Genomic DNA, 22,124 nt, shown 5'->3' on the forward strand with positions numbered 1-22,124 from the left:
GCAGGCAGCCGCCACCCCGCTCATGGGGCGATATGCAATCCCAGCATGGCCAGCTTGCCGAAATCGACGGGTTTGGCGAAGTGTTCGTTGAAACCGGCCTGCAGGGCCGCCTGGCGGTCGTGTTCCTGGCCGTAGCCGGTCAGCGCGACGAGCAGGAATTGCTGCGGTATCGGCAACTGGCGCATTTTGACGGCCACGTCGTAGCCGCTCGTGTCGGGCAGGCCGATGTCGAGAAAGACGATGTCGGGCTTGAATTCCAGCGTGCGCTCGGCGGCTTGCGCGCCCGTGTAGGCCGTGCGCACCGTGTGGCCGTACATTTCCAGCAGTTCGGCCAGGGTATCGGCCGCATCGCGGTTGTCATCGACGACGAGGATGCGCTGGCTGCCGCCGGTGGCGGTCTGCGGCGCTGGTGCTGCCGCCACCGGCACGTTGGCGTCGAGCGGCAGCAGGACTTCGAAGGTGCTGCCCAGCCCTACGCCGGGGCTGCGCACGCTGACCTGGCCGCCGTGCAGGGTCACCAGGTTGCGTACCAGCGACAGGCCGATGCCCAGGCCATCCTGCACCCGGTCGGGCGAGTGTCCGCTCTGCTCGAACAGGCCGAAGATGCTGTCGATGCTGGCGGCGGCGATGCCGATGCCGTTGTCCCTGAGGCGGATGCGCACATTGTCGCCTTCGCGTTCGGCGGTAATGGCGATGCGCCCGCCCGGCGCCGTGAACTTGGCCGCATTGAGCAGCAGGTTGGCGACGATCTGCGACAGGCGCACGGCGTCGCCGCAGACCCACAGCTCTTCCCGGGGCAGGTTCACGTCCAGCGCATGGCCGCGCGCCTCGATGCTGTGCGAACTCGTTTCCAGCGCGCTGCGGATGACGCTGGCCAGGCTCACGCTTTCCCATTGCAGCGAGATTTTGCCCTGCGAAATGCGCGACACGTCGAGCAGGTCGTCCACCAGGCGCACCAGGTGATCGGTATGGCGGGCGATGGTGCGGCGCGCATTGTCCTGCACGGCCGGCACGACGGGGTCGAGCTTGCACAGCAGGGCCAGCGCCGTGCGGATGGGGCCCAGCGGGTTGCGCAATTCGTGCGCCAGGGTGGCCAGGAATTCATCCTTGCGGCGATCCACGTCGCGCAGCGCGCGCTCGACGCGGCCCAGGCGCAGCAGCGCCTTGACGTTGGCGATCAGTTCATCGGCCTCGATCGGCTCGACCAGGTAATTGTCGGCGCCGCCGTCCAGGGCGCGGATCTTGTCGGCCGTGCCGATGCAGGAAGCCGACGTCTGCAGCACCAGGATGGTGTTCGTCTCGGCGCCGCCCTTCAACTGGCGGCACACTTCCAGGCCGTTGATGTCGGGCAGCTTGACGTCGAGCAGGATCAGGTTGGGGCGGTCGTGGCGGGCGCGCAGCAGCGCGTCGCCACCGTTCGACGCTTCGATGACCTTGAAACCGGCGCGTTGGAGGATGCGCGACTTGGCGTAGCGGGCGCCATCGCTGTCATCGACGTTCAGGATCAGAGCATCGCTGTTGTTATCCGGTAGCATGCGCATTGTCCCAGGTGGTTGTGCCTTGCGGCGGAACCGGCTCTTGCCGGTGGTGTGGATTGCCGATCAGCGCGCGCAGGGTCGCCAGCAATTGCTGGCGCAGCAGCGGTTTCACGTAATAGGCGTCGGCGCCCAGGGCCAGGCCCTTGCGCACGTCGTCGATCTCGGTGGCGACGATGACGGGCACCTGGCGCCGCAGCGGGTCGTTTTTCAGCTCGGCCAGCCAGTGCCAGGCCGTTTCGCCGTGCAGCAGGATGTCGAGGATGACGGCGACAGGGCGCTGCTGCTCCCAGCGCTCCTGCGCTTCGCGCACGCTGCGCGCGGGGACCACGCGAAATTCGCTGCCGGCCAGGAATTTCTCATACAGCAGGCGGACGGGCGGATTGTCTTCCACCACCAGCACGGGGATGCGCTGATCGTTGCCATTGTCGTTGGCCGGCGCGCACGGCGGCAGGCTGCCCTCGGGCGCATGGTAGCTGGCGGGCAGGATCACGGAAAACAGCGAACCGTGGCCCGGCGTGCTTTCCACGGACACCGTGCCATTGAGCAGGGTGGCCAGGTTGCGGCACAGGGGCAGCCCCAGGCCCGTGCCCTTGACCTTGCGCTGCATGTGGTTTTCCACCTGGCTGAATTCCTCGAAGATCATCTGCACGTCTTCGGCGGCGATGCCCAGGCCCGTGTCGGAGACGGAAAAGCGGATGGCATCCTGCTCCGGCAAGGGCGTGGCGCTGACGACGATGGCCCCGGCCTCGGTGAACTTCAGGGCGTTGGAGATGAAGTTGCGCAGGATTTGCGACAGCTTGCCTTCATCCGTGTGGATGTGCAGCGCCGGATCGGGGTCGATGAAGGTCAAGGTGAGCGCATCGGATACCAGCAGCGGGCGCAGCATGCCGCGCAGGGCGCTGAACAGGTCCGCCGCCTGGAAACTGTTGGCGTGCACGTCGACCTTACCCGCCTCGATCTTGGCCAGGTCCAGCAGGTCGTTCACCAGGTCGCTCAGGCTGACGGCGCTTTGCAGGATGAACAGCACCTGCTTTTCCTGTTCCTCCGACAGCTCGCCGTCGATGCGGTCGAGCAGCAGCTTGGACAGGGCGCGGATGGAGCTGAGCGGCGTGCGGAATTCATGGCTCATGTTCGACAGGAAGCGCGATTTCATCTGGTCGGCGCGGCGCAGGTGGTCGGCCTTTTCATCGAGTTCCGCGAACAGCGCCACCACGCCGCGGTTGGTGTCTTCCAGTTCGCGCGTCAGCTGCAGCAGGTCGTCCTGTCGCGTCTTCAGTTCGGCCAGGGTGGTCAGCAGCTCGCGGTTCTGCTGCTGCACTTCCGACAGCGTGATGTCCGGCGGCAGCGCCTGCAGGCTGCCGGACAGCGTGCCGATCTTGCCGCCGTCGAGCAGGGGCGCGTCGCGCGGGAACAGCTTGTGCAGGGTGATCTGCGTGCCGTCGCCCGGCGCGCTGCGGATATGGCAGCGGTCCATCAGGCGCTGGGCGCCCAGGATGCCCAGGCCCATGCCCGTCGGCGAGCGGTAGGTGCCAGCCAGTATCTGTTCCAGCTGCGCGATGCCGGGGCCCTGGTCCTCGATGCGGATGCTGAGCACCTGCGGCGCCGTCTGGCCATCGATGGCGAAATGCACCTTGCCGCTGCCGGCGTAGTTGTAGACGTTGCGCGCCAGTTCCGATACGGCCGTGGCGATGCGCACCTGGTCCTGCACGCCGAAGCCGCACAGGGCGGCGATCTGCCGCGCGCGCTGGCGTGCGCCCACCACATCGAGTTCGCTGCCGATATGGGCCGTCAATATGCGTCGTGTCATGTCGTTTCGCTCCTTTCCCCCGTCACGGCCTGCTGTTCCTCATGTTCGCGCAGCACCACCACCGTGACGTCGTCGCGCCCGCGCGCAAAGTCGCGGTACAGCACGGCGGCGACGAGGCTGGGGTGGCAGTGCGCCAGGCCCGGATACTGTTCCAGGTCCCAGCGCGTGTGCAGGCCGTCGCTATGCATGATCAAGGTCGCGCCAGGCTGCCACGGATAGCAGAATTCCTGCACCTTGCGCAAGTTGCTGCCAACGATGCCGTTGTGCGACAGCAAATGCCGGCGCTGCCGCGCATCGAAGGCGCAGGCGGCGATATTGCCCACGCCCGCGTAGCGCAACTGGCGGCGCGCGCTGTCGATATGCGCCACCGCCAGGGCCGCGCCGCGCGTGGCGCGCAGGGCGCCGTTGGCCAGCTCGATGAAGGGGGCGGGCAGCGGCGGCAGTCCCGGCGTGTCGTGTTCCAGCAGGGCGCTGGCGCATTCCGAGGCGCGCGCCGCCAGCGGGCCGTGGCCCAGGCCATCGGCCACCATCAGGCTCAGTTCATGGCCTTCGCAGACCACGTTCCAGGCGTCGCCGCATACCTGTTCCGAGGCCAGCGGCAGGCACACTGCGCCGATCTGCCAGTTCGGGCTGGCCGGGATGGCGCTGCTGGCGTTCGGCCCCCAGACCACCATCATCAGCACCGTGCCCTTGCCGGGCGCCGTGTACAGGTCGAATTCCTGGCTCAGGCGGCGTATCGCGCCCAATCCCACGCCGTAGGTGCCCGTGGTGGAATGGCCATCCTGCATGTGCTGGCGCACATTTGCCATGCCGGGGCCGTTGTCGATGGCCAGCACTTCGATGCCGCTGGTGCCGCCGCGCAGCACCTTGCGCAGCAGGATTTCGCCGCGCTGCGCGTGCTTGACGATGTTGGTCGCCGCTTCGCTGATGATGATGGCCAGCTGGCCCGTGCGCACGTCGTCGAAGCCGATGTGGCGCGCCAGCTCGTTGCCGGCGCGGCGGGCCGTGGCGATTTCGCTCGGTTCGCCGACGGAAAAACGGCGTTGCCTGGCAATGTCAGGGGCTTGCTCGAGGTGGTTCAAAACAGCTTCCATTTCGCGATGGTGACAGTGGTGCCCGCGCCGGGCGCCGTGTCGATGTGAAAGGCGTCGGCCAGGCGCTTGGCGCCACCCAGCCCCAGTCCCAGCCCGCCGCCGCTGGTATAGCCATCGGTCAGCGCCAGGGGAATATCGTCGATGCCCGGTCCCGCATCGACAAAGCGCAGTTCCAGTCCCTGGCGCGCGCCATCGCAGACGCGCGCGATGCGCGCTTCGCCGCCGCCGCCGTAGCGCAGGGTGTTGCGCGCCAGTTCGCTGGCCGCCGTGATGATCTTGGTCTGTTCGATCAGGCCAAAACCCATGGCGACCATGCTGTCGCGTACCTGTTTGCGCAGCCGCACGACGTCTTCGTCGCTGTGCAGGGGCAGAATCTGCTGCACTCCGGCCTGCGCCCGCTCCTGTGCCTGCGCGCCTAGCACGGCGCCCCCGTCATGCGCATGCGCCGCCCCGTTCCAGCAGCTTGATCCCCCGTTCCACGTTCAGGGCCGTACTGACGCCTTCCAGGGTCAGGCCCAGTTCCACCAGGGTGATGGCGACGGCCGGCTGCATGCCGACGACGACGGTGCGCGCGTCGAGGATTTTCGCCATCGCCGCCGTGTTGCTGATCATGCGGCCGATGAAGGAATCGACGATGTCGAGCGCGGAAATGTCGATCAGTACGCCCGTGGCGCGGTCCGTCACGATGCGGGTGGTCAGGTCGTCCTGCAAGGTCATCGCCAGGCGGTCGTGCATGTCCACCTGGATCGTCACCAGCAGCAGCCGGCCCATGCGTAAAATGGGGATTCTTTCCATAGGCGCCTCAGTGTGCTTGCTGCTGGTAGGTGATGCTGGAACCCGTGCGCTTCAGGGCCACGACGAAGGCGTCGGCCAGCGTGGCCTTGGTCATCACGTCTTCCAGGTTCACGCCCAGGTGCACGATGGTTTGCGCGATCTGCGGGCGGATGCCGCTGATGATGCAGTCGGCGCCCATCAGGCGCGCGGCGGCGATGGTTTTCAGCAGATGCTGCGCCACCAGGGTGTCGACGGTGGGCACGCCCGTGATGTCGATGATGGCGATCAGCGCGCCCGTGTCGACGATCTTTTGCAGCAGGCTTTCCATCACCACCTGCGTGCGGGCGCTGTCGAGGGTGCCGATCAGGGGCAGGGCCAGCACGTTTTGCCACAGCTGCACCACGGGCGTGGACAGTTCCAGCAATTCCTGCTGCTGGCGCAATATCACCTGTTCGCGCGCCTTCTGGTAGATGGCGATGGTGAGCAAACCCAGCTCGTCGAACAATTTGCTGGCGCTGACGATGGCGTCGCCCAGTTCCTGCGGCTGCGCCGTGATTTCCTGGCGCAGGTAGGCGAACAGCGGTTCCTTGAGCGAGAACATGAAGCTGGCCGTGTCGATCGGCGAATAGCCCTGGCGCACGCGCGACTGCGATATTTCCGCGAGCAGCTGGCGCGTGTCGTCCCAGGCGCCGCCTTCGATGTCGAACGAGTCGCCGTTTTCCAGCGCGCCCGCCAGCAGCGGCAGGAATTGCGATGCCTGCTGGCGCAGCTCGTTTTCGGCGATCTTGTCGCGCCGCACCAGGCGGGCGATCAGGCCGGCCATCCAGCCGTCCAGCAATGCCGTGTGGTGCGCGTTGATGATGCCGGCCAGTTGCTGCGCCTGGCCCGTGCCCGTCTTGACCGTGTCCGTCTTCATACTCATGCTCATCCTTGGCTGGAGTGGAGGGTGCGGCGCGGCCGCAATCGGGCACGCGCTGTGATGAATAAATTATAGGCAGGCGTGGCCGTAGCTTGTGTTCTGTGCCGCACATAGTGGCGCATGTCGATGTACATTCTTGTGAGAAACATTGGCGCCTTTAAAGATGCATGTAATTTGCATGTTTAAGCGAATTCCGTTACACTGGGAACACTCAACAAGAGAAAAACATCATGAATATCGACAAATTCAAACAGCAGCACCTGGCCATCCTGGCCGCCATCGATGACTTGCGCCAGCTGGCGCGCGGCGGTGTCGCCGCGCAGGCGCAGGCCATTGCCGACCAGATCATCGCCATGAGCGGCTTGATCAAGCTGCACCTGGCCGTCGAGCAGCGCTACCTGTATCCGGCCGCGCAAGCGTGCGGCGTGGCCGAGGTGGCCCGGCTGGGACGCCAGTACGAAAACGAGATGCACGGCATCGCCGGCGCCTACCTGGATTTCGCCAGCCGCTGGAATACGCCCGTGCGCCTGGAAGCCGAACCGGACGCCTTCCGCAGCGAAGCCAATACCGTGCTGCACGCGCTGTTCCAGCGCATGCGGCGCGAGGATCACGATCTGTATCCGGCCATTGAATCGCTGGCCTGACACCGCTTACTAATAAATACACTAATAGATACATAGGAGTTTTACATGCTGACCCAAGAACAACGCGCCATCATCACTGCCACCGTCCCCATCCTCGAGCAGGGCGGCGAAGCGCTGACCCGCCATTTCTACAAGAATCTGTTCCGCGACCATCCCGAAGTGCTGCCGTACTTTAACCAGGCGCACCAGCACAGCGGCGACCAGCAGCGCGCGCTGGCCAATGGCGTGCTGATGTATGCCAAAAATATCGACAAGCTTGCCGCGCTGGGCGACCTGGTGGCCACCATCGTCAACAAGCACGTGGCTCTGCAGATTCGCGCCGAGCACTATCCGCTGGTGGGCGCCAGCCTGCTGCAAGCCATCCGCGAAGTGCTGGGCGAAGAAGTGGCCAGCGACGCCGTCATCGATGCATGGGGCGCGGCCTACGGCCAGCTTGCCGACATCCTGGCCGGCGAAGAAGGGCGCATCTACAAGGCGCAAGCGGCCGCGCCGGGCGGCTGGAGCGGCGCGCGCGACTTTACTGTGCGCAGCAAGAGCGTGGAAAGCGCCGAGATCACCTCCTTCCTGCTGGCGCCGGCCGATGGCCAGCCCGTGCTCGACTTTGCGCCAGGTCAATACATTGGCGTGGTGGCCACCGTCGATGGCGTGCCCATGCGCCGCCAGTATTCCCTGTCCGCCGCCAGCAATGGCCAGACTTACCGCATCAGCGTCAAGCGCGAAGAGGGCGGCAAGGTATCGAATTTCTTCCACGACCACGTGCAGGCGGGCGACACCGTGCAGCTGACGCCGCCATCGGGCGACTTCGTGCTGACGCAGAGCGACAAGCCGCTGGTGCTGATCAGCGGCGGCGTCGGCATCACGCCCACCCTGGCCATGCTGACGGCGGCCCTGCGCGGCAAGCGTCCCGTGCATTTCATCCACGCGGCGCGCAACCACGGCGTGCATGCATTCCGCGCGCAGATCGATGCACTGGCCGCGCAGCACCCGCAGCTGCAGCGTTATTACTGCTATGCGGAACATGGCGGCGAACACGATGCGCCGGGCGCCGCCGCGCCGGACGCCGTCGGCTTGCTGAATAAAGAGCAGTTGAACAGCTGGCTGCCGGCCTCGCGCGACGTCGACGCCTACTTCCTGGGGCCGCAGCCATTCATGCGGGCCGTCAAGCAATACTTGCGCGAACTGGGCGTGCCGGAACAGCAGACGCACCACGAGTTCTTCGGACCGGCTGCCGCACTGAATTGATTTTTTGCCTGCCTTGTGTTGTCCCGGCGAGAAAAAACGCTGCCGTAAGGGGCGGGTAAGCCTCGCGCTGTACTGTGAATCCAAGCTCGAAAACAACAGAGCAGCTTTTACATAACAGGAGGCAACACAATGCATGACGATCTCGTTCAAAAAATCAAGAGCGACCCCAACTATCACCAACTGGTCAAGGTGCGTTCCCGCTTCGGCTGGGCGCTGACGGGCCTGATGATGCTGGTGTACTACGGCTACATCCTGCTCATCGCCTTCAACAAGGAATTCCTCGCCACTAAGACGGGCACCGGCGTGATGACCTGGGGCATGCCGATCGGCTTGTTCGTCATCGTGTTTACCGTGCTGGTCACGGGCATCTATGTGCGCCGCGCCAACAAGCAATTCGATGACTTGAGCAACGCCATCCAGGCACGGGTGCAAGCATGAACGGCACCACATTGACGCAACGCAAACTCTCCTGTCTGGCAAGCCTGGTCTTGCTGGCGGGCGCCAGCAGCAGCGTGCTGGCGGCCGGCGCCGACCTGGGGCAGGCAGTCAAGCAACCGACCAACTGGACGGCGATCATCATGTTCGCCGCCTTCGTCATTTTCACGCTGTTCGTCACCAAGTGGGCGGCCGCGAAGACCAAGTCGGCTTCCGATTTTTACACGGCCGGCGGCGGCATCACGGGCTTCCAGAACGGCCTGGCCATCGCGGGCGACTACATGTCGGCCGCTTCCTTCCTCGGCATTTCCGCCGCCGTCTTTTTGAACGGCTACGATGGCCTGATCTACGCCATCGGCTTTCTCGTCGGCTGGCCCGTCATCACCTTTTTGATGGCAGAGCGCCTGCGCAACCTGGGCCGCTTCACCTTTGCCGACGTGGCCGCCTACCGCTTCAAGCAGGCGCCGATCCGCATTTTCTCCGCGTCCGGCACCCTGGTCGTCGTGGCCTTTTATCTGATCGCGCAGATGGTGGGCGCAGGCCAGCTGATCAAGCTGCTGTTCGGCCTGGAATACTGGATCGCCGTCGTCCTGGTCGGCACCCTGATGATGATTTACGTGCTGTTTGGCGGCATGACGGCCACCACCTGGGTGCAGATCATCAAGGCCGTGATGCTGCTGGGCGGCGCCACCTTCATGGCCGTGGCCGTGCTGGCGCAGTTCAACTTCAGCCCGGAAGCGCTGTTCGCCAAGTCGGTGGACGTGCACGCCACCAAGGAAGCCATCATGGGCCCCGGTTCCTTCATCAAGGATCCTATTTCCGCCATCTCGTTCGGCATGGCGCTGATGTTTGGCACGGCCGGTTTGCCGCACATCCTGATGCGTTTCTTCACGGTGCCCAGCGCCAAGGAAGCGCGTAAATCCGTGTTCTGGGCCACCACCTGGATCGCCTACTTCTACATTCTGACCTTCATCATCGGCTTTGGCGCCATCGTGCTGGTGAGTACCAATCCCGAGTTCAAGGATGCCGCAGGTAAATTGCTGGGCGGTAACAACATGGCGGCCGTGCACCTGGCCAAGGCCGTGGGCGGCAACGTTTTCCTCGGCTTCATGTCCGCTGTCGCGTTTGCCACCATCCTGGCCGTCGTGGCGGGCTTGACCCTGTCGGGCGCGTCGGCCGTGTCGCACGACCTGTATGCCACCGTCATCAAGAAGGGCAAGGCCACGGGCGCCAATGAATTGAAAGTGTCGCGCGTGACGACGATCGTGCTGGGCATTATCGCCGTGGTGCTGGGCATCGCCTTTGAAAAGCAGAACATCGCCTTCATGGTTTCGCTGGCTTTTGCGATTGCCGCCTCGGCCAACTTCCCCGTGCTGTTCATGTCGGTGCTGTGGAAGGATTGCACCACGCGGGGCGCCACCATCGGCGGCTTCCTGGGCTTGATCACGGCCGTCGCGCTGACGGTGGTGTCGAAGTCCGTGTGGGTCGACGTGCTGGGCCATGGCGAAGCGCTGTTCCCGTATGCCTCGCCGGCGCTGTTCTCGATGACGGCCGGCTTCGTCGGCATCTGGCTGTTCTCGGTGCTCGACAAGAGCCCCCGCGCGCGCATCGACCGCGCCGGTTACGAAGCGCAGCAAATGCGTTCGGAAACGGGTATCGGCGCGGCAGGCGCCAGCGCGCATTGATGTAAACAGGAGTTGCTGAAGGAAACAATGCCCGGTTCGCCGGGCATTGTTGTTTCTGGCGCGCTTACTTTGCCACGCGCAGGGGGATGACGCCCGCCGCCAGCGCCGGCGCGCCCGGCGTCGCGTCGAGTATCGATGCCAGCGTCACCGTGTCGAGCACGGCCAGGAAAGCGGCCGTGGCCTGGCCCAGCTTGGCCTTCAGCAGGCAATCGGGCGTGAGCGGACAGGTATTATTTTCCTTGTTGAAACATTCCGCCATGAAAAAATCGTTTTCCGTTTCGCGCACGACGGTGCCGATATTGATCTCGGCCGGGTCGCGCGCCAGGCGCAGGCCGCCATTTCTCCCACGCACCGTTTCCACGATGCCCGACAGGCCCAGCTGGTGCACCACCTTCATCAAATGATTTTTCGAGATGGAATGCAGGTCGGCAATGTCCTGGATGGTCACGAGCCGGTCGCGGTGCACGCCCAGGTACATCAGGGTGCGCAGGGTGTAGTCAGTGTAGGCAGTCAGTCGCATGGGATATCGTTCATAAGATGTGGATTACATCCTTGTTTCAGCCGCCAGCATACAGGAGAGCGCCGGCCATGTGTGTTGCGCCGTCACTTTTCAGCCTCGAAAGACAAAAGTTGATTGCCTTTCGCTTAAATGCGTAGTAAATTTTCATATTGTTGCCCTGGCAAACAGCTCGTAAGCCCTTGTCGGCCCTTTGGATATGATTTTTATTGATGGAAATCAAGAGGATGGTGAAGCAATAAGGTAAATTTACTACAAATTCGACGATGGGCGTTTCCCGGGCCGGGAAGCGCGTACTACGCAATCTGTGCGGTGCCGCCGTGGCCGCCCCAGGAAATGAATACCATGCAAATGAATGAAGTGAAAGACGAGCTGCTGAGCAGCGATATCCGCCAGCTGGGCCGTCTGCTGGGCGACGCCATCCGCAACCACCTGGGCGACCCCGCCTTCGAACGCATCGAACATGTGCGCCAGCTGGCCATCCGTTTCCGCCGCGACAATGATGAAGCAGCGCGCGCGCAGCTGTCGGACGCGCTGCAAGCGCTGTCGCAGGAAGAAACCACGCAATTGACGCGCGCTTTCAGCTATTTCTCGCTGCTGGCCAATATTGCGGAAGATCAACATCACATCCGCCGCACGCGCGCCCATTTGATCGCCGGCTCGCCGCCGCGCCAGGGTAGCCTCAGCCATGCCGTTGGCAATGTGTTTGACGCAGGCAAGGCCGATGCGCTGGAAACCTTCTTCGACGATGCGTTCGTCAGCCCCGTCTTCACGGCGCATCCGACGGAAGTGCAGCGCAAGAGCATCCAGAATTGCCAGATGGCTATCGCGCGCCTGTTGAGCGAGCGCGACCGCGTGCAAATGACGCCGGAAGAAGCGGAACAGAACGAAGAAGCGCTGGGCCGCGGCATCGTCACCCTGTGGCAGACGCGTCTGTTGCGCACGAGCAAGCTGTCCGTCATGGATGAAGTGGCCAATGGCCTGTCGTTCTACGACCACACGATCTTGCGCGAATTGCCGAAATTGTATTCTTCGCTGGAAACCATGCTGGCCCAGCGCGATGCTCGCTGGGAAGATGCGGAGTTGCCCAATTTTATGAAGGTCGGCAGCTGGATAGGCGGCGACCGCGACGGCAACCCGTTCGTTACGGCCGACATCCTGCGTAGCACCCTGCAGACGCAGGCCGACAAGGTGCTCGATTTTTACCTGGGCGAATTGCGCAAGCTCGCTTCGCAACTGTCGCTGGCGCAAATACTCAATGCCTGCAGCGAGCCGCTGCGCGCGCTGGCCGAACGCTCGGCCGACGCCTCGCCGCACCGCGTCGACGAGCCGTACCGCCGCGCCTTGCACGGCATCCATGCGCGCCTGGACGCCACGCGCGTCGTGCTGTCCAAGAAGGGTGACAATGCGGGCAAGCAGGCAGACGGCGTGCAGCCCTACGCTGCCGCTGCTGACCTGCTGGCCGACTTGGACGTGGTCCAGCATTCGCTCGTCAGCAATGGCTTGCGCGCGCTGGCCCGTGGCCGGCTGCGCCAGCTGCGCCGCGCCGTCAAGGTGTTCGGCTTTTCGCTGGCGCCGCTCGATTTGCGCCAGAATTCCGACGTGCACGAGCGCGTCGTGGGCGAACTGTTTGCGGGCGCCCAGCCTGGCCTCGTCTATCTGGACCTCGATGAAGAGCAGCGCATCGGCTTGCTGTTGGCCGAACTGGAGTCGCCACGCCTGCTGACCTCGCCGTATGCGCAATACTCGGAGGAAACGACGTCCGAACTCGACATCTTCCGCGCCGTGCGCGCAGCCCACGTCAAGTACGGCCGCGAATCGGTGCCGAACTGCATCATCTCCAAGGCGGCCAGCGTCTCGGACTTGCTGGAAGTGGCCTTGCTGCTCAAGGAAGTGGGCTTGCTGCGCCAGGACAGCCGCGAAGTGGACGTCAACATCATCCCCCTGTTTGAAACCATAGCCGACTTGCGCGCCGGCCCCGCCATCATGGCGCGCGCCTTCGGCTTGCCGTTCTACCGTGGCTTGCTGGCATCGCGCGCGGACCAGCAGGAAGTCATGCTCGGCTACTCGGACAGCAACAAGGACGGCGGCTTTTTGACGTCCGGCTGGGAACTCTACAAGGCCGAGATCGAGCTGGTGACGGTCTTCAAGCAAGAACAGATCAAGCTGCGGTTGTTCCACGGCCGCGGCGGTTCCGTGGGACGTGGCGGCGGACCCAGCTACGAAGCTATCCTGGCCCAGCCGGCCGGCGCCGTGCAGGGACAGATCCGATTGACGGAGCAGGGCGAAGTCATCACGGCCAAGTATGCGAACCCGGAAGTAGGGCGCCGCAACCTGGAAGTGCTGGTGGCCGCCACCATCCAGTCGACCCTGCTGCCGCAGGCGCAATTGCAGCCGAAAGCCTCGGCCGGCGCGGGCCATTTGGCTGCCATGGAAGAGCTGTCCGGCACGGCCCTGAACGCCTATCGCGACCTCGTCTACGGCACGGATGGCTTCGAGCAGTATTTCTGGGAATCGACGGTGATCGCGGAAATTGCCGCGCTGAATATCGGCAGCCGTCCCGCCTCGCGCAAGAAATCCACGTCCATCGAGGATTTGCGCGCCATTCCCTGGGTCTTGAGCTGGGCGCAATGCCGTTTGATGCTGCCGGGCTGGTTCGGTTTCGGTTCCGCCGTGCAAGCCTACCTGGCTGCCCATCCCGCCGACGGGGCAGACGTGCTGCGCGGCATGTACACGGATTGGCCTTTCTTCACGTCCCTGCTGTCGAACATGGACATGGTCCTGGCCAAGAGCGATATCGCCATCGCCGGCAAGTATGCGGAACTGGTCAAGGACAAGGCCTTGCGCGACGCCATCTTCACGCGCATCCGCGCCGAATACGCGGCCACCCTGGACGCCTTGAAGCTGATCACGGGCCAGGAAGAGTTGCAACAAGCCAATCCGTTGATGCAGCGCTCGATACGCAACCGTTTCCCGTACATCGATCCGCTCAACCACGTGCAGGTGGAATTGCTGAAACGTTTCCGCGAGGGTAAGCAGGACGCGGCGGCGCGCACGGGCATTCATTTGTCGATCAATGGCATCGCGGCGGGACTGAGAAATAGTGGTTAAGTAAGTCATTCAAACAATATCAAGGAGACAGCATGACCATCAAAGTTGCCATCAATGGCTATGGCCGCATCGGCCGCAATGTCTTGCGCGCGTTTTATGAAGGCGGCAAGCAGCAGGATATCGAGATCGTCGCCATCAACGACCTGGGCGACGCCAAGTCGAATGCGCACCTGACGCGCTACGACACGGTGCACGGCAAGTTTCCCGGCGTCGTCACCATCGACGGCGACAATATGCTCGTCAATGGCGACCGCATCCGCGTCTTCGCGCAGCGCGACCCGGCCCTGATCCCCTGGGGCGAACTCGGTGTCGACGTCGTGCTCGAATGCACGGGTTTCTTCACCACCAAGGAAAAAGCGTCGGCCCACTTGAAGGGCGGCGCAAAGAAAGTCATCATTTCCGCGCCGGGCGGCAAGGATGTGGACGCCACCATCGTGTTCGGCGTCAACCAGCACGTGTTGAAAGCCTCGGATACGGTCATTTCGAATGCTTCGTGCACGACGAATTGCCTCGCGCCCTTGGTGAAACCGCTGAACGACGCCATCGGCATCGAATCGGGCCTGATGACCACCGTGCACGCCTACACGAATGACCAGGTATTGAGCGACGTGATGCATGAAGACTTGCGCCGCGCCCGTTCGGCCACGCATTCGATGATCCCCACCAAGACGGGCGCGGCGGCCGCCGTCGGCCTCGTCTTGCCGGAACTGAATGGCAAGCTGGACGGCTTTGCCGTGCGCGTGCCGACGATCAACGTGTCGCTGGTCGACCTGTCCTTCATCGCCAAGCGCGATACCACGGTCGAGGAAGTCAACGCCTTGCTGAAAACGGCGTCGGAAGGCGCCTTGAAGGGCATTCTCACGTACCAGACGGAACCGCTCGTTTCCATCGATTTCAACCATAACCCGGCCTCGTCGAACTTCGATTCGACCCTGACCAAGGTCTCGGGCCGCCTCGTGAAGGTGTCGTCGTGGTACGACAACGAGTGGGGCTTCTCGAACCGCATGTTGGACACCACGGTCGCCCTGATGGCGGCCAAGTAAGAACGTAGTACCGCTGATCCAGCGCACCAGGACGGCCGGCCCACAAGGCCGGCCCTTGTAGCAGCACGAACTTTATAGAAAGCAGCACACCATGACCATGCAAGTACAGCAACGCGCCACCAAGATCGTTTCCACCATCGGCCCCGCTTCGAACGATATCGATACCCTGGTCCGCATGTTCAAGGCCGGCGTCGACGTCGTGCGCTTGAACTTTTCGCATGGCAAGGCGCAAGACCATATCGACCGCGCCCGCATGGTGCGCGAAGCGGCAGCCCTGTGCGGCCGCGAAGTGGCCATCATGGCCGACTTGCAAGGCCCGAAGATTCGCGTCGGCAAGTTTGAAGAAGGCAAGATTTTCCTGGAAAACGGCGCCAAGTTCATCCTCGACGCGAAATGGGGCGAAAACGGCGAGCTGGGCAACATCGAGCGCTGCGGCCTCGACTACAAGGAATTGCCGCGCGACTTGCGCGCCGCTGACGTATTGTTGCTCAACGATGGCCTCATCGTCTTGACGGTGGACAAGGTCGTCGGCAGCGAAATCCACACGACGGTGAAAATCGGCGGCGAATTGTCGAACAACAAGGGCATCAACCGCCAGGGCGGCGGCTTGTCGGCTCCGGCCCTGACGGCGAAAGACATGGAAGACGTCAAGACGGCGATGAGCTTCCAGGCCGATTACGTGGCCGTGTCCTTCCCGAAAAACGCCACCGACATGGTCATGGCGCGCCAGCTGGCCAATATCGCGGGCGAAGCGTGGGACCACAAGCCGATGATGATCGCCAAGATCGAGCGCGCGGAAGCTATTCCTGCGCTGCAAGAAATTCTCGACGCGTCCGACGGCATCATGGTGGCCCGCGGCGACCTGGCCGTCGAGGTGGGCAATGCGGCCGTGCCGGCCCTGCAAAAGCGCATGATCAAGATGGCGCGCGCGTCGAACAAGTTGGCGATTACGGCCACGCAGATGATGGAATCGATGATCGTCAACGCCGTACCGACCCGCGCGGAAGTGTCCGACGTGGCCAATGCCGTGCTGGACGGCACGGATGCCGTCATGACGTCGGCGGAAACGGCCTCGGGCCGCTATCCGATCGAAACGGTGGAAGCGATGGCCGCCATCTGCCTGGACGCGGAAAAGTGGGATACCTGCAAGCTGGATGCCGATTTCCTCAATGCCACGTTCTCGCGCATCGACCAGTCGATCGCCTACGGCGCCCTGTTTACGGCCCATCACCTGCGCGTAAAAGCCATCGCCACCCTGACGGAATCGGGTTCCACGGCGCTGTGGATGAGCCGTTGCAACATCGACATCCCCATCGTCGCGCTGACCCCGAGCGTGGGCACGCGCCGCAAGCTGGCCCTGTACCGCAACGTCAGCACCTTGGAATTGACGTCGGGCACGGACCGCGACAAGGTCTTGCAACAGGCGGAAGATTTGCTGGTGGAACATAAAGTCGTGGCCAAGGGCGATACCGTCGTGCTGACCTGGGGCGAGCCGATGGGCAAGGTCGGCGGCACGAACGCGCTGAAGATCATGAAGATCGGCCAGCACTGACCGCATCGCTGGCCGGCCGCCGCCTGCAGTCTTAAGAATGACTGAAAGCGGGGTGCCTGGCCGCCCATCGCAATGGCAGATGCCTGATTTGCCATTGCGATGGCCACATTTCCGTGTCAGCATGGTTTCCTGCCTTCCAAGGCGCTTCCGGAGTTCATGATGACTACCTACCTGCCGGCACTGATCTGGTCCCTGTCGGCCTTCGCTTGTCTCTTCATCGCCAAACGCCGTTCCTTGAAAACAACTACCGTCAGGTCCATCCTGGTGGTATTTCTGGGGCCGTTTGCCATTCCTTTCGTTCTGGCGGCCAAGTCCCAGAAACCCCATCTGGCATGATCGCCCGCCACGGCTACCGATACGCGCTGAACGGCCAGCCGCCGCGCTGAAACAACAGTTTGCCGGGCGGGACGGGCGCCGGCATTGACGCCGCGGGCAATGATTTGTGATAATGAGAATTATTATCAATTGAGTCGCTTGCCTTGCGGCCGGCCATCGTCCTGGCCGCGCCTTGCCTTGAGCGCATCGGAGTCCCTAGTGAACATTGCGCAATCCGGCGAATCGATCGCAGTCATTTACAGCAATCACCACGGCTGGCTGATGCGCTGGCTGCGCGCCAAGCTGCAGTGCGCCGACCATGCGGCCGACCTGGCGCAGGATACCTTCGTGCGCCTGCTGACGGCGCCGCCGGAAGGCCGGCAGACCATGCGCGAGCCGCGCGCCTATTTGACCACCGTGGCGCAGCGCCTGCTGATCGACCATTACCGGCGTCTGTCGCTGGAGCAGGCGTGGCTGGAAACGCTGGCGCAGCAGCCCGATCTGCTGATGCAGTCGCCCGAGGAGCGCTTGATGGTGCGCGAAGCCCTGCAGCGCATCGATGCCATGCTCGACGGCTTGCCGCCGCTGGTGCGCAATGCCTTCCTGCTGGCGCATGTCGATGGCCTTAGCTACGGGGAAATCGCCCGGCGCCTGGCCGTGAGCGAGCGCAGCATCAAGCGCTACATGGTGCAGGCGTTCGAGCGCTGCATCTTGCTGATCCTGTGAGCACCGCCAGCACGGCGGCCATCGATCCCCGCGCCGCGCGGGCGGCGGCACAATGGCTGGTGCGCCTGCATGCGGGCCCCTTGACTGCAGGCGAGCAGCAGGCGTTCCAGGCCTGGCGCGCCAGCGATCCCTCGCATGAAGCGGCCTGGCAGCGGGCCGAGCTGGTGTGCAGCGCCCTGGCCGGCGTGCCGCCCGCGCTGCGCCAGGCGGCGGACGCGGCACCGCAATCTCCGCGGCGGCGTGCCGTGCTCTACGGCCTGGCCGGGCTGATCGCGGCCGCACCCGCGCTGTGGCTGGCCAGCCAGTCGGCGCCCTGGCAAGCGTGGCGCGCCGCGATCCGCACGGCGCGCGGTGAAATCCGGCATATGGCATTACCCGACGGCACGCAACTGGTGCTCAATACGGATACGGCCATCGACGTGCGTTTTGACGACGCGGCGCGGCTGGTGGCCTTGCATGCGGGCGAAATCCACGTTGCCACGGCGCATGATGCGGCCGTGCCGGCGCGACCGTTCCTCGTGCGCAGCAGCAATGGCACCGTGCGCGCGCTGGGCACGCACTTCAGCGTGCGCCATCTTGGCAGCGTGCTGGCGCCGCGCACCGAGGTGGGCGTCAGCGAGGGCGCCGTCGAGATCGAGCCATCGCAGGCGCCCGACGGCTTGCGCACGATCGATGCGGGCCGGCAGGGCAGTTTCGACGACGTGGCCGTGTCCGCCTTGACGCCGTCGTCACCCCATGCGGACGCCTGGCTGCGGGGCGTGCTGATCGCCGAACGCATGCCGCTAGGGGAGGTGCTGGAACAGGTGGCGCGCTATCGCTATGGCGTGCTGCGCTGCGATCCGGCGCTGGCGGCCTTGCCCGTGGACGGCATTTTCCAGTTAAACGACCCGGACAACATCCTGCTCCTGCTGCAACGTTCCCTGCCGATCCGGCTGGCGCGCCGCACGCGCTACTGGATCAGTGTCGAGGCAGCCTGAAGAAATTATTTGCCGCTTGCCTGTCCCTTTTTTGAGATTGCTTCGTCATACAAGGTAGAGAACGAACAATCCGAACCATCGAAAGGGTTTTACATGGCTGTGCAGCACCGCATCTTTTCCCCGTGGACGCCACTCGCGCTCCATCCCACCACGGGCGCCGTGCGCGCCGCGCTGGCCTTGCTGCTGGCCGTGGGCGCGGCTGGCGCCGGCTTGCCGCAAACAGCGCTGGCCGCTGAAGCCAGCCCGTCCGCAAGCGTGCGCGATTACAGCATTCCCGCAGGCAGCCTGCGCAGCGCCTTGGCATCGTTCGCCATCGCCGCCGGCGTGAACCTGTCCACCCAGGGCGTGGCGCTCGACGGCCTGGCGACGCCGGGCTTGCAGGGGCGCCATGGCGTTGCCGCCGGCGTGCAACAATTGCTGCAAGGCAGCGGCCTGGAGGTGACGGATGGTGGCAAGGGCAATTATCTGTTGCGCAAGATCAATACCAATACGGCCGATGGCGGCCTGGCCAGCATGCCCGCCGTCGTCGTCAGCGCCGAGGCGGACCGCGCCACGGAAGGCACGGGCTTGTATACCTCGCGCAATCTGTCGACGGCCACGGGCTTGAACCTGTCGCAGCGCCACACGCCGCAAACGGTCAGCGTCATTTCGCGCCAGCAAATGGAAGATTTCGATCTGACCACCCTGCAGGACGTGGCGCGCGCCACGCCCGGCCTGTATGGCAAGACGCAGGGCGTGTCTGACCAGGAAACCACGTATTTCGCGCGCGGCTTCGCCTTGAGCCACATCAATGTCGATGGCTTGCCGCTGGACGTCACGGGTTTCAATGAGCGCAACGTCTCCGCCGACATGCTGATGTACGACCGCGTGGAAGTGGTGCGCGGCGCCACCGGCCTGATGGAAGGGGCGGGCGCGCCGTCGGGCAGCATCAACATGATACGCAAGCGCCCCACGGCCACGCCCTTGCTGGACGCATCCATTCACCTGGGCAGCTGGAAGGACCGGCAATTGACAGTGGACACCAGCAATGCCCTGAACGCATCGGGCAGCGTGCGCGGGCGCGTGGCGGCCAGTCTGCGCGACAGCGACAGCTTCGTCGACGTGGTCAACAACAAGAACAGCACGGTATATGCGATCGTCGAGACGGACCTGACGCCATCGACCACGGCCGGCATCGGCTTTTCGCGCCAGCACAGCCGCACTGACGGCGTGTTCGTCGGCTTGCCGACCTTGCCCGACGGCCGTCACATGGACTTGCCCCGCTCGACTTTCCTGAATAATGCCGACTCGTTCCAGAAGCGCGACAACAACGTCGTCTTCGCCGACCTGGAAACGAAGCTGGCGCAGGGCTGGCGCAGCCGCTTCGCCATCACGCATATCGACGCCTCGTCGAGCACGCGCAATACCACCAACGGCCGCGTCGCTGGCGAAACGTTTTTGCTGGAACAGTCGGAAACAGGCTGGAAGTACAACACGCAGCAAGTGGTGGCGGACTGGCGCTTGAGCGGCCCTGTCACCTGGTTCGGCCGCCAGCATGACGTCATCGTCGGCGCCAGCTACCGCCACGACGATTCGGACGCGGGTCAGAGCTGGGAAGGCGCGCAGACGCGCGTGTTCGATATCCGCCACTGGAATCCCCGCGCCTACCGCATGAACGGCGCGCCGTTCGAGCCCTACAACTGGGGCCGCAAGACGGACGAGAAGGGGCTGTATGCGGCCGGCAACTTCAGCCTGGCCGATCCGCTGCGCCTGGTGCTGGGCGGGCGCTTCGGCTGGTATGCGCAGGATGTCACGGGCTGGTATGCCGCCAATCCGACGTGGCGCCGCGACCTGACGGAAAACGCGAAATTCACCCCGTACGCGGGCCTCGTCTACGACTTGGACCCGCATCACTCCGTGTATGCGAGCGGCACGCAGATATTCCAGCCGCAAAGCGTGCTCGATGTCAAAGGCAATGGCTTGCCGCCGTTGAGCGGCACCAACCTGGAAGTGGGCGTCAAGGGCGAATATTTCGGCGGCAGGCTCAACGCCAGCGGCGCCTTGTTCCGCATCAAGCAAAACAACCGCGCCATGACCGATGAAGTCAATTGCCCCACGGGCGGCCCCATCTATTGCGCCCGCGCGGCCGGGCAGGTGCAGAGCGAAGGCGTCGATCTGCAATTGTCGGGCTCGCCATTGCCGGGCTGGCAGGTCTCGGGTGGTTACACCCATGTGCTGGCCAAGTACACGAAGGACAGCGTGGCCGCGAATATCGGCCAGCGCATCGCCACGGACGAGCCGAAGCAGTTGTTCAAGCTGTACACGAACGTGCAGCTGAGCGGCAGCCTGGCGCGCTGGAACCTGGGCGCCTCCGTGTATGCGCAGGACAAGATCGACCGCCGCGACAAGGCTTACCTGACGCAGCAGGGCGGTTACGCCATCGTCGGGCTGACGGCCGGCTATCGCATCAGCGAGCAGCTGCAGCTGCGCGCGAACATCGACAACGTGCTCGATCGCCGCTACTACCAGGCGCTCGGCTATTCCTGGTCCGGCGGGCTGGCGCGCTACGGCGCGCCGCGCAGCGTACTTGTCTCGCTGAACTACAAGATGTAGCCGTTGCGCCAGCGGAGCGCGCCCGTCCGGGCGCCTCTGCTACACTGCCGCCGTCTTTATCTTTCCACTTTGCCATGACCGCCATTCCTCTCCTCACGCCCCTGAAAAGCGCTTTCCAGCAATCGCGCGCCGAGAATAACATCGAGCTGATCCTGCCCGAACTGCTGGCCGCGCAATTGCACGTCGTCATCGGCGGGCAAAGCGAGCAGATCGACCTGTTCCTCGTGCCGTCGCCGAATCCCGAGCGCCGCTGCGTGACGGTGGCGGAAGATCCCGCCTTCCTGGCCGGCATCAATTTCCCCAAGATTCCCGTCACGGGCGCGCAACTGCTCGCCTCGATTCCTCCCGAGATCGAAATCGTCCTGCTGCATGGCGATGGCGCCAATTACCTGACGCGCGAGCAACTGGCGTGGTTCCGCGGCATGCTGGCGCAGAACGCTTGAGCGGTATTCCCGCCCGGCCTTGCAAGCCGGCGCGCGCCGAATGGATACGCTTTGCGCCGGCCGACGATGCCAGCTGCCATGCGGCGATGATGGCCAATATGCGCCCCGTGCTGTGGCGCAGCGTGCTGCTGGGCGGCTGCGTCCTGATCCTTGCCTTCATCGTGCAAGCCGTCTGGCGCGACGTGCCGTATGCGGGCGAGGCGGTGCTGCTGGGCCTGCCGGCGCTGACCGCCTGGATCGTCGGCGTGCTTTTTCTGCCGGGCCCCGATCTGTCTTTTCATGTCGAGATCAATGATGCGGGCGTGTTGCTGCGCCGGCTGGCGCGGGGCTTGCCCGGCCATGACAAGGTACTGCAGCTGACGCCGCAGCAGATACGCGCGCTGGAGGTGGTCACTTACGCGGGCGCGGTGGATGTCTACCGCGGCGGGCCGCCGATGGCGCGCGTGGAGCTGCTGCTGCACACGACCCTCGACGATTGCCCGCTGATCCGCGTGGTGGGCATGGATCTGCCCGTGCCGCAGCGCTGGTCGTTGCGGCAGATCAAGGACGAGCTGGGCCGCCGCTGTACACTGGCAGGTATCCCTGTGGCCGAGCGCGCTGGTGCGACCTATCAGGCCTCTTCCGCCATACGCGCGCTGTGGCCGCCAGCCTGAACGGGCGAGCGCTGTCGCATCGCGACCTCAGAATATTGCCTTTCTTGCTATAGTATT

At 64.1% G+C, this 22,124-nt stretch carries 20 protein-coding genes; 13 read left to right on the plus strand and 7 right to left on the minus strand.

Going from position 1 to position 22,124, the window contains the following annotated elements:
• Positions 1-20: 20 nt before the first annotated feature.
• From NCG91_RS02900 to NCG91_RS02925, 6 genes are read right to left on the minus strand one after another with little or no spacing between them, the layout of a single operon-like run.
• Positions 21-1,535 carry an ATP-binding response regulator gene (locus NCG91_RS02900; RefSeq protein ID WP_251348500.1) on the minus strand — a complete coding sequence of 505 codons (1,515 nt, stop codon included), beginning with the start codon at positions 1,533-1,535 and terminating at the stop codon, positions 21-23.
• Positions 1,522-3,345: an ATP-binding protein gene (locus NCG91_RS02905; RefSeq protein ID WP_251348501.1), complete on the minus strand. Its 1,824-nt coding sequence runs from the start codon at positions 3,343-3,345 to the stop codon at positions 1,522-1,524. Before NCG91_RS02905 ends, NCG91_RS02900 begins: the two co-directional genes overlap by 14 nt.
• Positions 3,342-4,427, minus strand: a complete 1,086-nt coding sequence (locus NCG91_RS02910; protein WP_251348502.1) for an ATP-binding SpoIIE family protein phosphatase — start codon at positions 4,425-4,427, stop codon at positions 3,342-3,344. Before NCG91_RS02910 ends, NCG91_RS02905 begins: the two co-directional genes overlap by 4 nt.
• Positions 4,424-4,822 (minus strand): ATP-binding protein, encoded by a 399-nt coding sequence (locus NCG91_RS02915; protein ID WP_158301170.1) that lies wholly within the window; start codon positions 4,820-4,822, stop codon positions 4,424-4,426. The genes NCG91_RS02910 and NCG91_RS02915 overlap by 4 nt, the downstream gene beginning before the upstream one ends.
• 49 nt (positions 4,823-4,871) lie before the next feature.
• Complete coding sequence (locus tag NCG91_RS02920; RefSeq protein ID WP_099667758.1) at positions 4,872-5,234, minus strand: STAS domain-containing protein; 363 nt, start codon at positions 5,232-5,234, stop codon at positions 4,872-4,874.
• Between the two features lie 7 nt (positions 5,235-5,241).
• A complete protein-coding gene (locus NCG91_RS02925; RefSeq protein ID WP_251348503.1) occupies positions 5,242-6,135 on the minus strand; it encodes an STAS domain-containing protein in 894 nt (297 codons plus the stop codon).
• 227 nt (positions 6,136-6,362) lie between these two features.
• On the opposite strand from NCG91_RS02925, the gene NCG91_RS02930 reads away from it, so the two are divergent.
• The 4 genes from NCG91_RS02930 (at position 6,363) to NCG91_RS02945 (ending at position 10,138) form a co-directional block, all read left to right on the plus strand.
• Positions 6,363-6,776: a hemerythrin domain-containing protein gene (locus tag NCG91_RS02930; protein WP_251348504.1), complete on the plus strand. Its 414-nt coding sequence runs from the start codon at positions 6,363-6,365 to the stop codon at positions 6,774-6,776.
• A 45-nt stretch (positions 6,777-6,821) separates the two neighbouring features.
• The gene (hmpA, locus tag NCG91_RS02935) at positions 6,822-8,018 is read left to right on the plus strand and encodes an NO-inducible flavohemoprotein (protein WP_251348505.1); all 1,197 of its coding nucleotides are present in this window, start codon (positions 6,822-6,824) and stop codon (positions 8,016-8,018) included.
• Between the two features lie 129 nt (positions 8,019-8,147).
• A complete protein-coding gene (locus NCG91_RS02940) occupies positions 8,148-8,456 on the plus strand; it encodes a DUF485 domain-containing protein (protein ID WP_099667762.1) in 309 nt (102 codons plus the stop codon).
• Positions 8,453-10,138 (plus strand): cation acetate symporter, encoded by a 1,686-nt coding sequence (locus tag NCG91_RS02945; RefSeq protein ID WP_251348506.1) that lies wholly within the window; start codon positions 8,453-8,455, stop codon positions 10,136-10,138. Before NCG91_RS02940 ends, NCG91_RS02945 begins: the two co-directional genes overlap by 4 nt.
• Before the next feature lie 64 nt (positions 10,139-10,202).
• Here NCG91_RS02945 and NCG91_RS02950 read toward each other — a convergent pair whose 3' ends face one another.
• On the minus strand, positions 10,203-10,658 hold the full coding sequence (locus NCG91_RS02950) for an RrF2 family transcriptional regulator (protein WP_251348507.1): 456 nt from the start codon (positions 10,656-10,658) through the stop codon (positions 10,203-10,205).
• A gap of 342 nt (positions 10,659-11,000) precedes the next feature.
• On the opposite strand from NCG91_RS02950, the gene ppc reads away from it, so the two are divergent.
• The 9 genes from ppc (at position 11,001) to NCG91_RS02995 (ending at position 22,067) form a co-directional block, all read left to right on the plus strand.
• Positions 11,001-13,766: a phosphoenolpyruvate carboxylase gene (ppc, locus tag NCG91_RS02955; RefSeq protein WP_251348508.1), complete on the plus strand. Its 2,766-nt coding sequence runs from the start codon at positions 11,001-11,003 to the stop codon at positions 13,764-13,766.
• Positions 13,767-13,798: 32 nt separating this feature from the next.
• Complete coding sequence (gene gap, locus NCG91_RS02960; protein WP_099667765.1) at positions 13,799-14,809, plus strand: type I glyceraldehyde-3-phosphate dehydrogenase; 1,011 nt, start codon at positions 13,799-13,801, stop codon at positions 14,807-14,809.
• Positions 14,810-14,900: 91 nt separating this feature from the next.
• On the plus strand, positions 14,901-16,361 hold the full coding sequence (gene pyk, locus NCG91_RS02965) for a pyruvate kinase (protein ID WP_083292642.1): 1,461 nt from the start codon (positions 14,901-14,903) through the stop codon (positions 16,359-16,361).
• 159 nt (positions 16,362-16,520) lie between these two features.
• Positions 16,521-16,697 carry a hypothetical protein gene (locus NCG91_RS02970; RefSeq protein ID WP_251348509.1) on the plus strand — a complete coding sequence of 59 codons (177 nt, stop codon included), beginning with the start codon at positions 16,521-16,523 and terminating at the stop codon, positions 16,695-16,697.
• 198 nt (positions 16,698-16,895) lie between these two features.
• Positions 16,896-17,402 carry a sigma-70 family RNA polymerase sigma factor gene (locus NCG91_RS02975; RefSeq protein ID WP_354004580.1) on the plus strand — a complete coding sequence of 169 codons (507 nt, stop codon included), beginning with the start codon at positions 16,896-16,898 and terminating at the stop codon, positions 17,400-17,402.
• Positions 17,399-18,379 (plus strand): FecR domain-containing protein, encoded by a 981-nt coding sequence (locus NCG91_RS02980; RefSeq protein ID WP_251348510.1) that lies wholly within the window; start codon positions 17,399-17,401, stop codon positions 18,377-18,379. Before NCG91_RS02975 ends, NCG91_RS02980 begins: the two co-directional genes overlap by 4 nt.
• A 93-nt stretch (positions 18,380-18,472) precedes the next feature.
• Positions 18,473-20,971 carry a TonB-dependent siderophore receptor gene (locus NCG91_RS02985; RefSeq protein WP_251348511.1) on the plus strand — a complete coding sequence of 833 codons (2,499 nt, stop codon included), beginning with the start codon at positions 18,473-18,475 and terminating at the stop codon, positions 20,969-20,971.
• Positions 20,972-21,045: 74 nt separating this feature from the next.
• Positions 21,046-21,414, plus strand: coding sequence for a hypothetical protein (locus NCG91_RS02990; RefSeq protein WP_099667770.1), 369 nt, complete (start codon positions 21,046-21,048; stop codon positions 21,412-21,414).
• Positions 21,411-22,067, plus strand: coding sequence for a hypothetical protein (locus NCG91_RS02995; RefSeq protein WP_251348512.1), 657 nt, complete (start codon positions 21,411-21,413; stop codon positions 22,065-22,067). The genes NCG91_RS02990 and NCG91_RS02995 overlap by 4 nt, the downstream gene beginning before the upstream one ends.
• Positions 22,068-22,124: the final 57 nt, after the last annotated feature.

Source organism: Janthinobacterium kumbetense (assembly GCF_023703445.1).
Taxonomy (GTDB): Bacteria; Pseudomonadota; Gammaproteobacteria; order Burkholderiales; family Burkholderiaceae_D; genus Janthinobacterium; species Janthinobacterium kumbetense.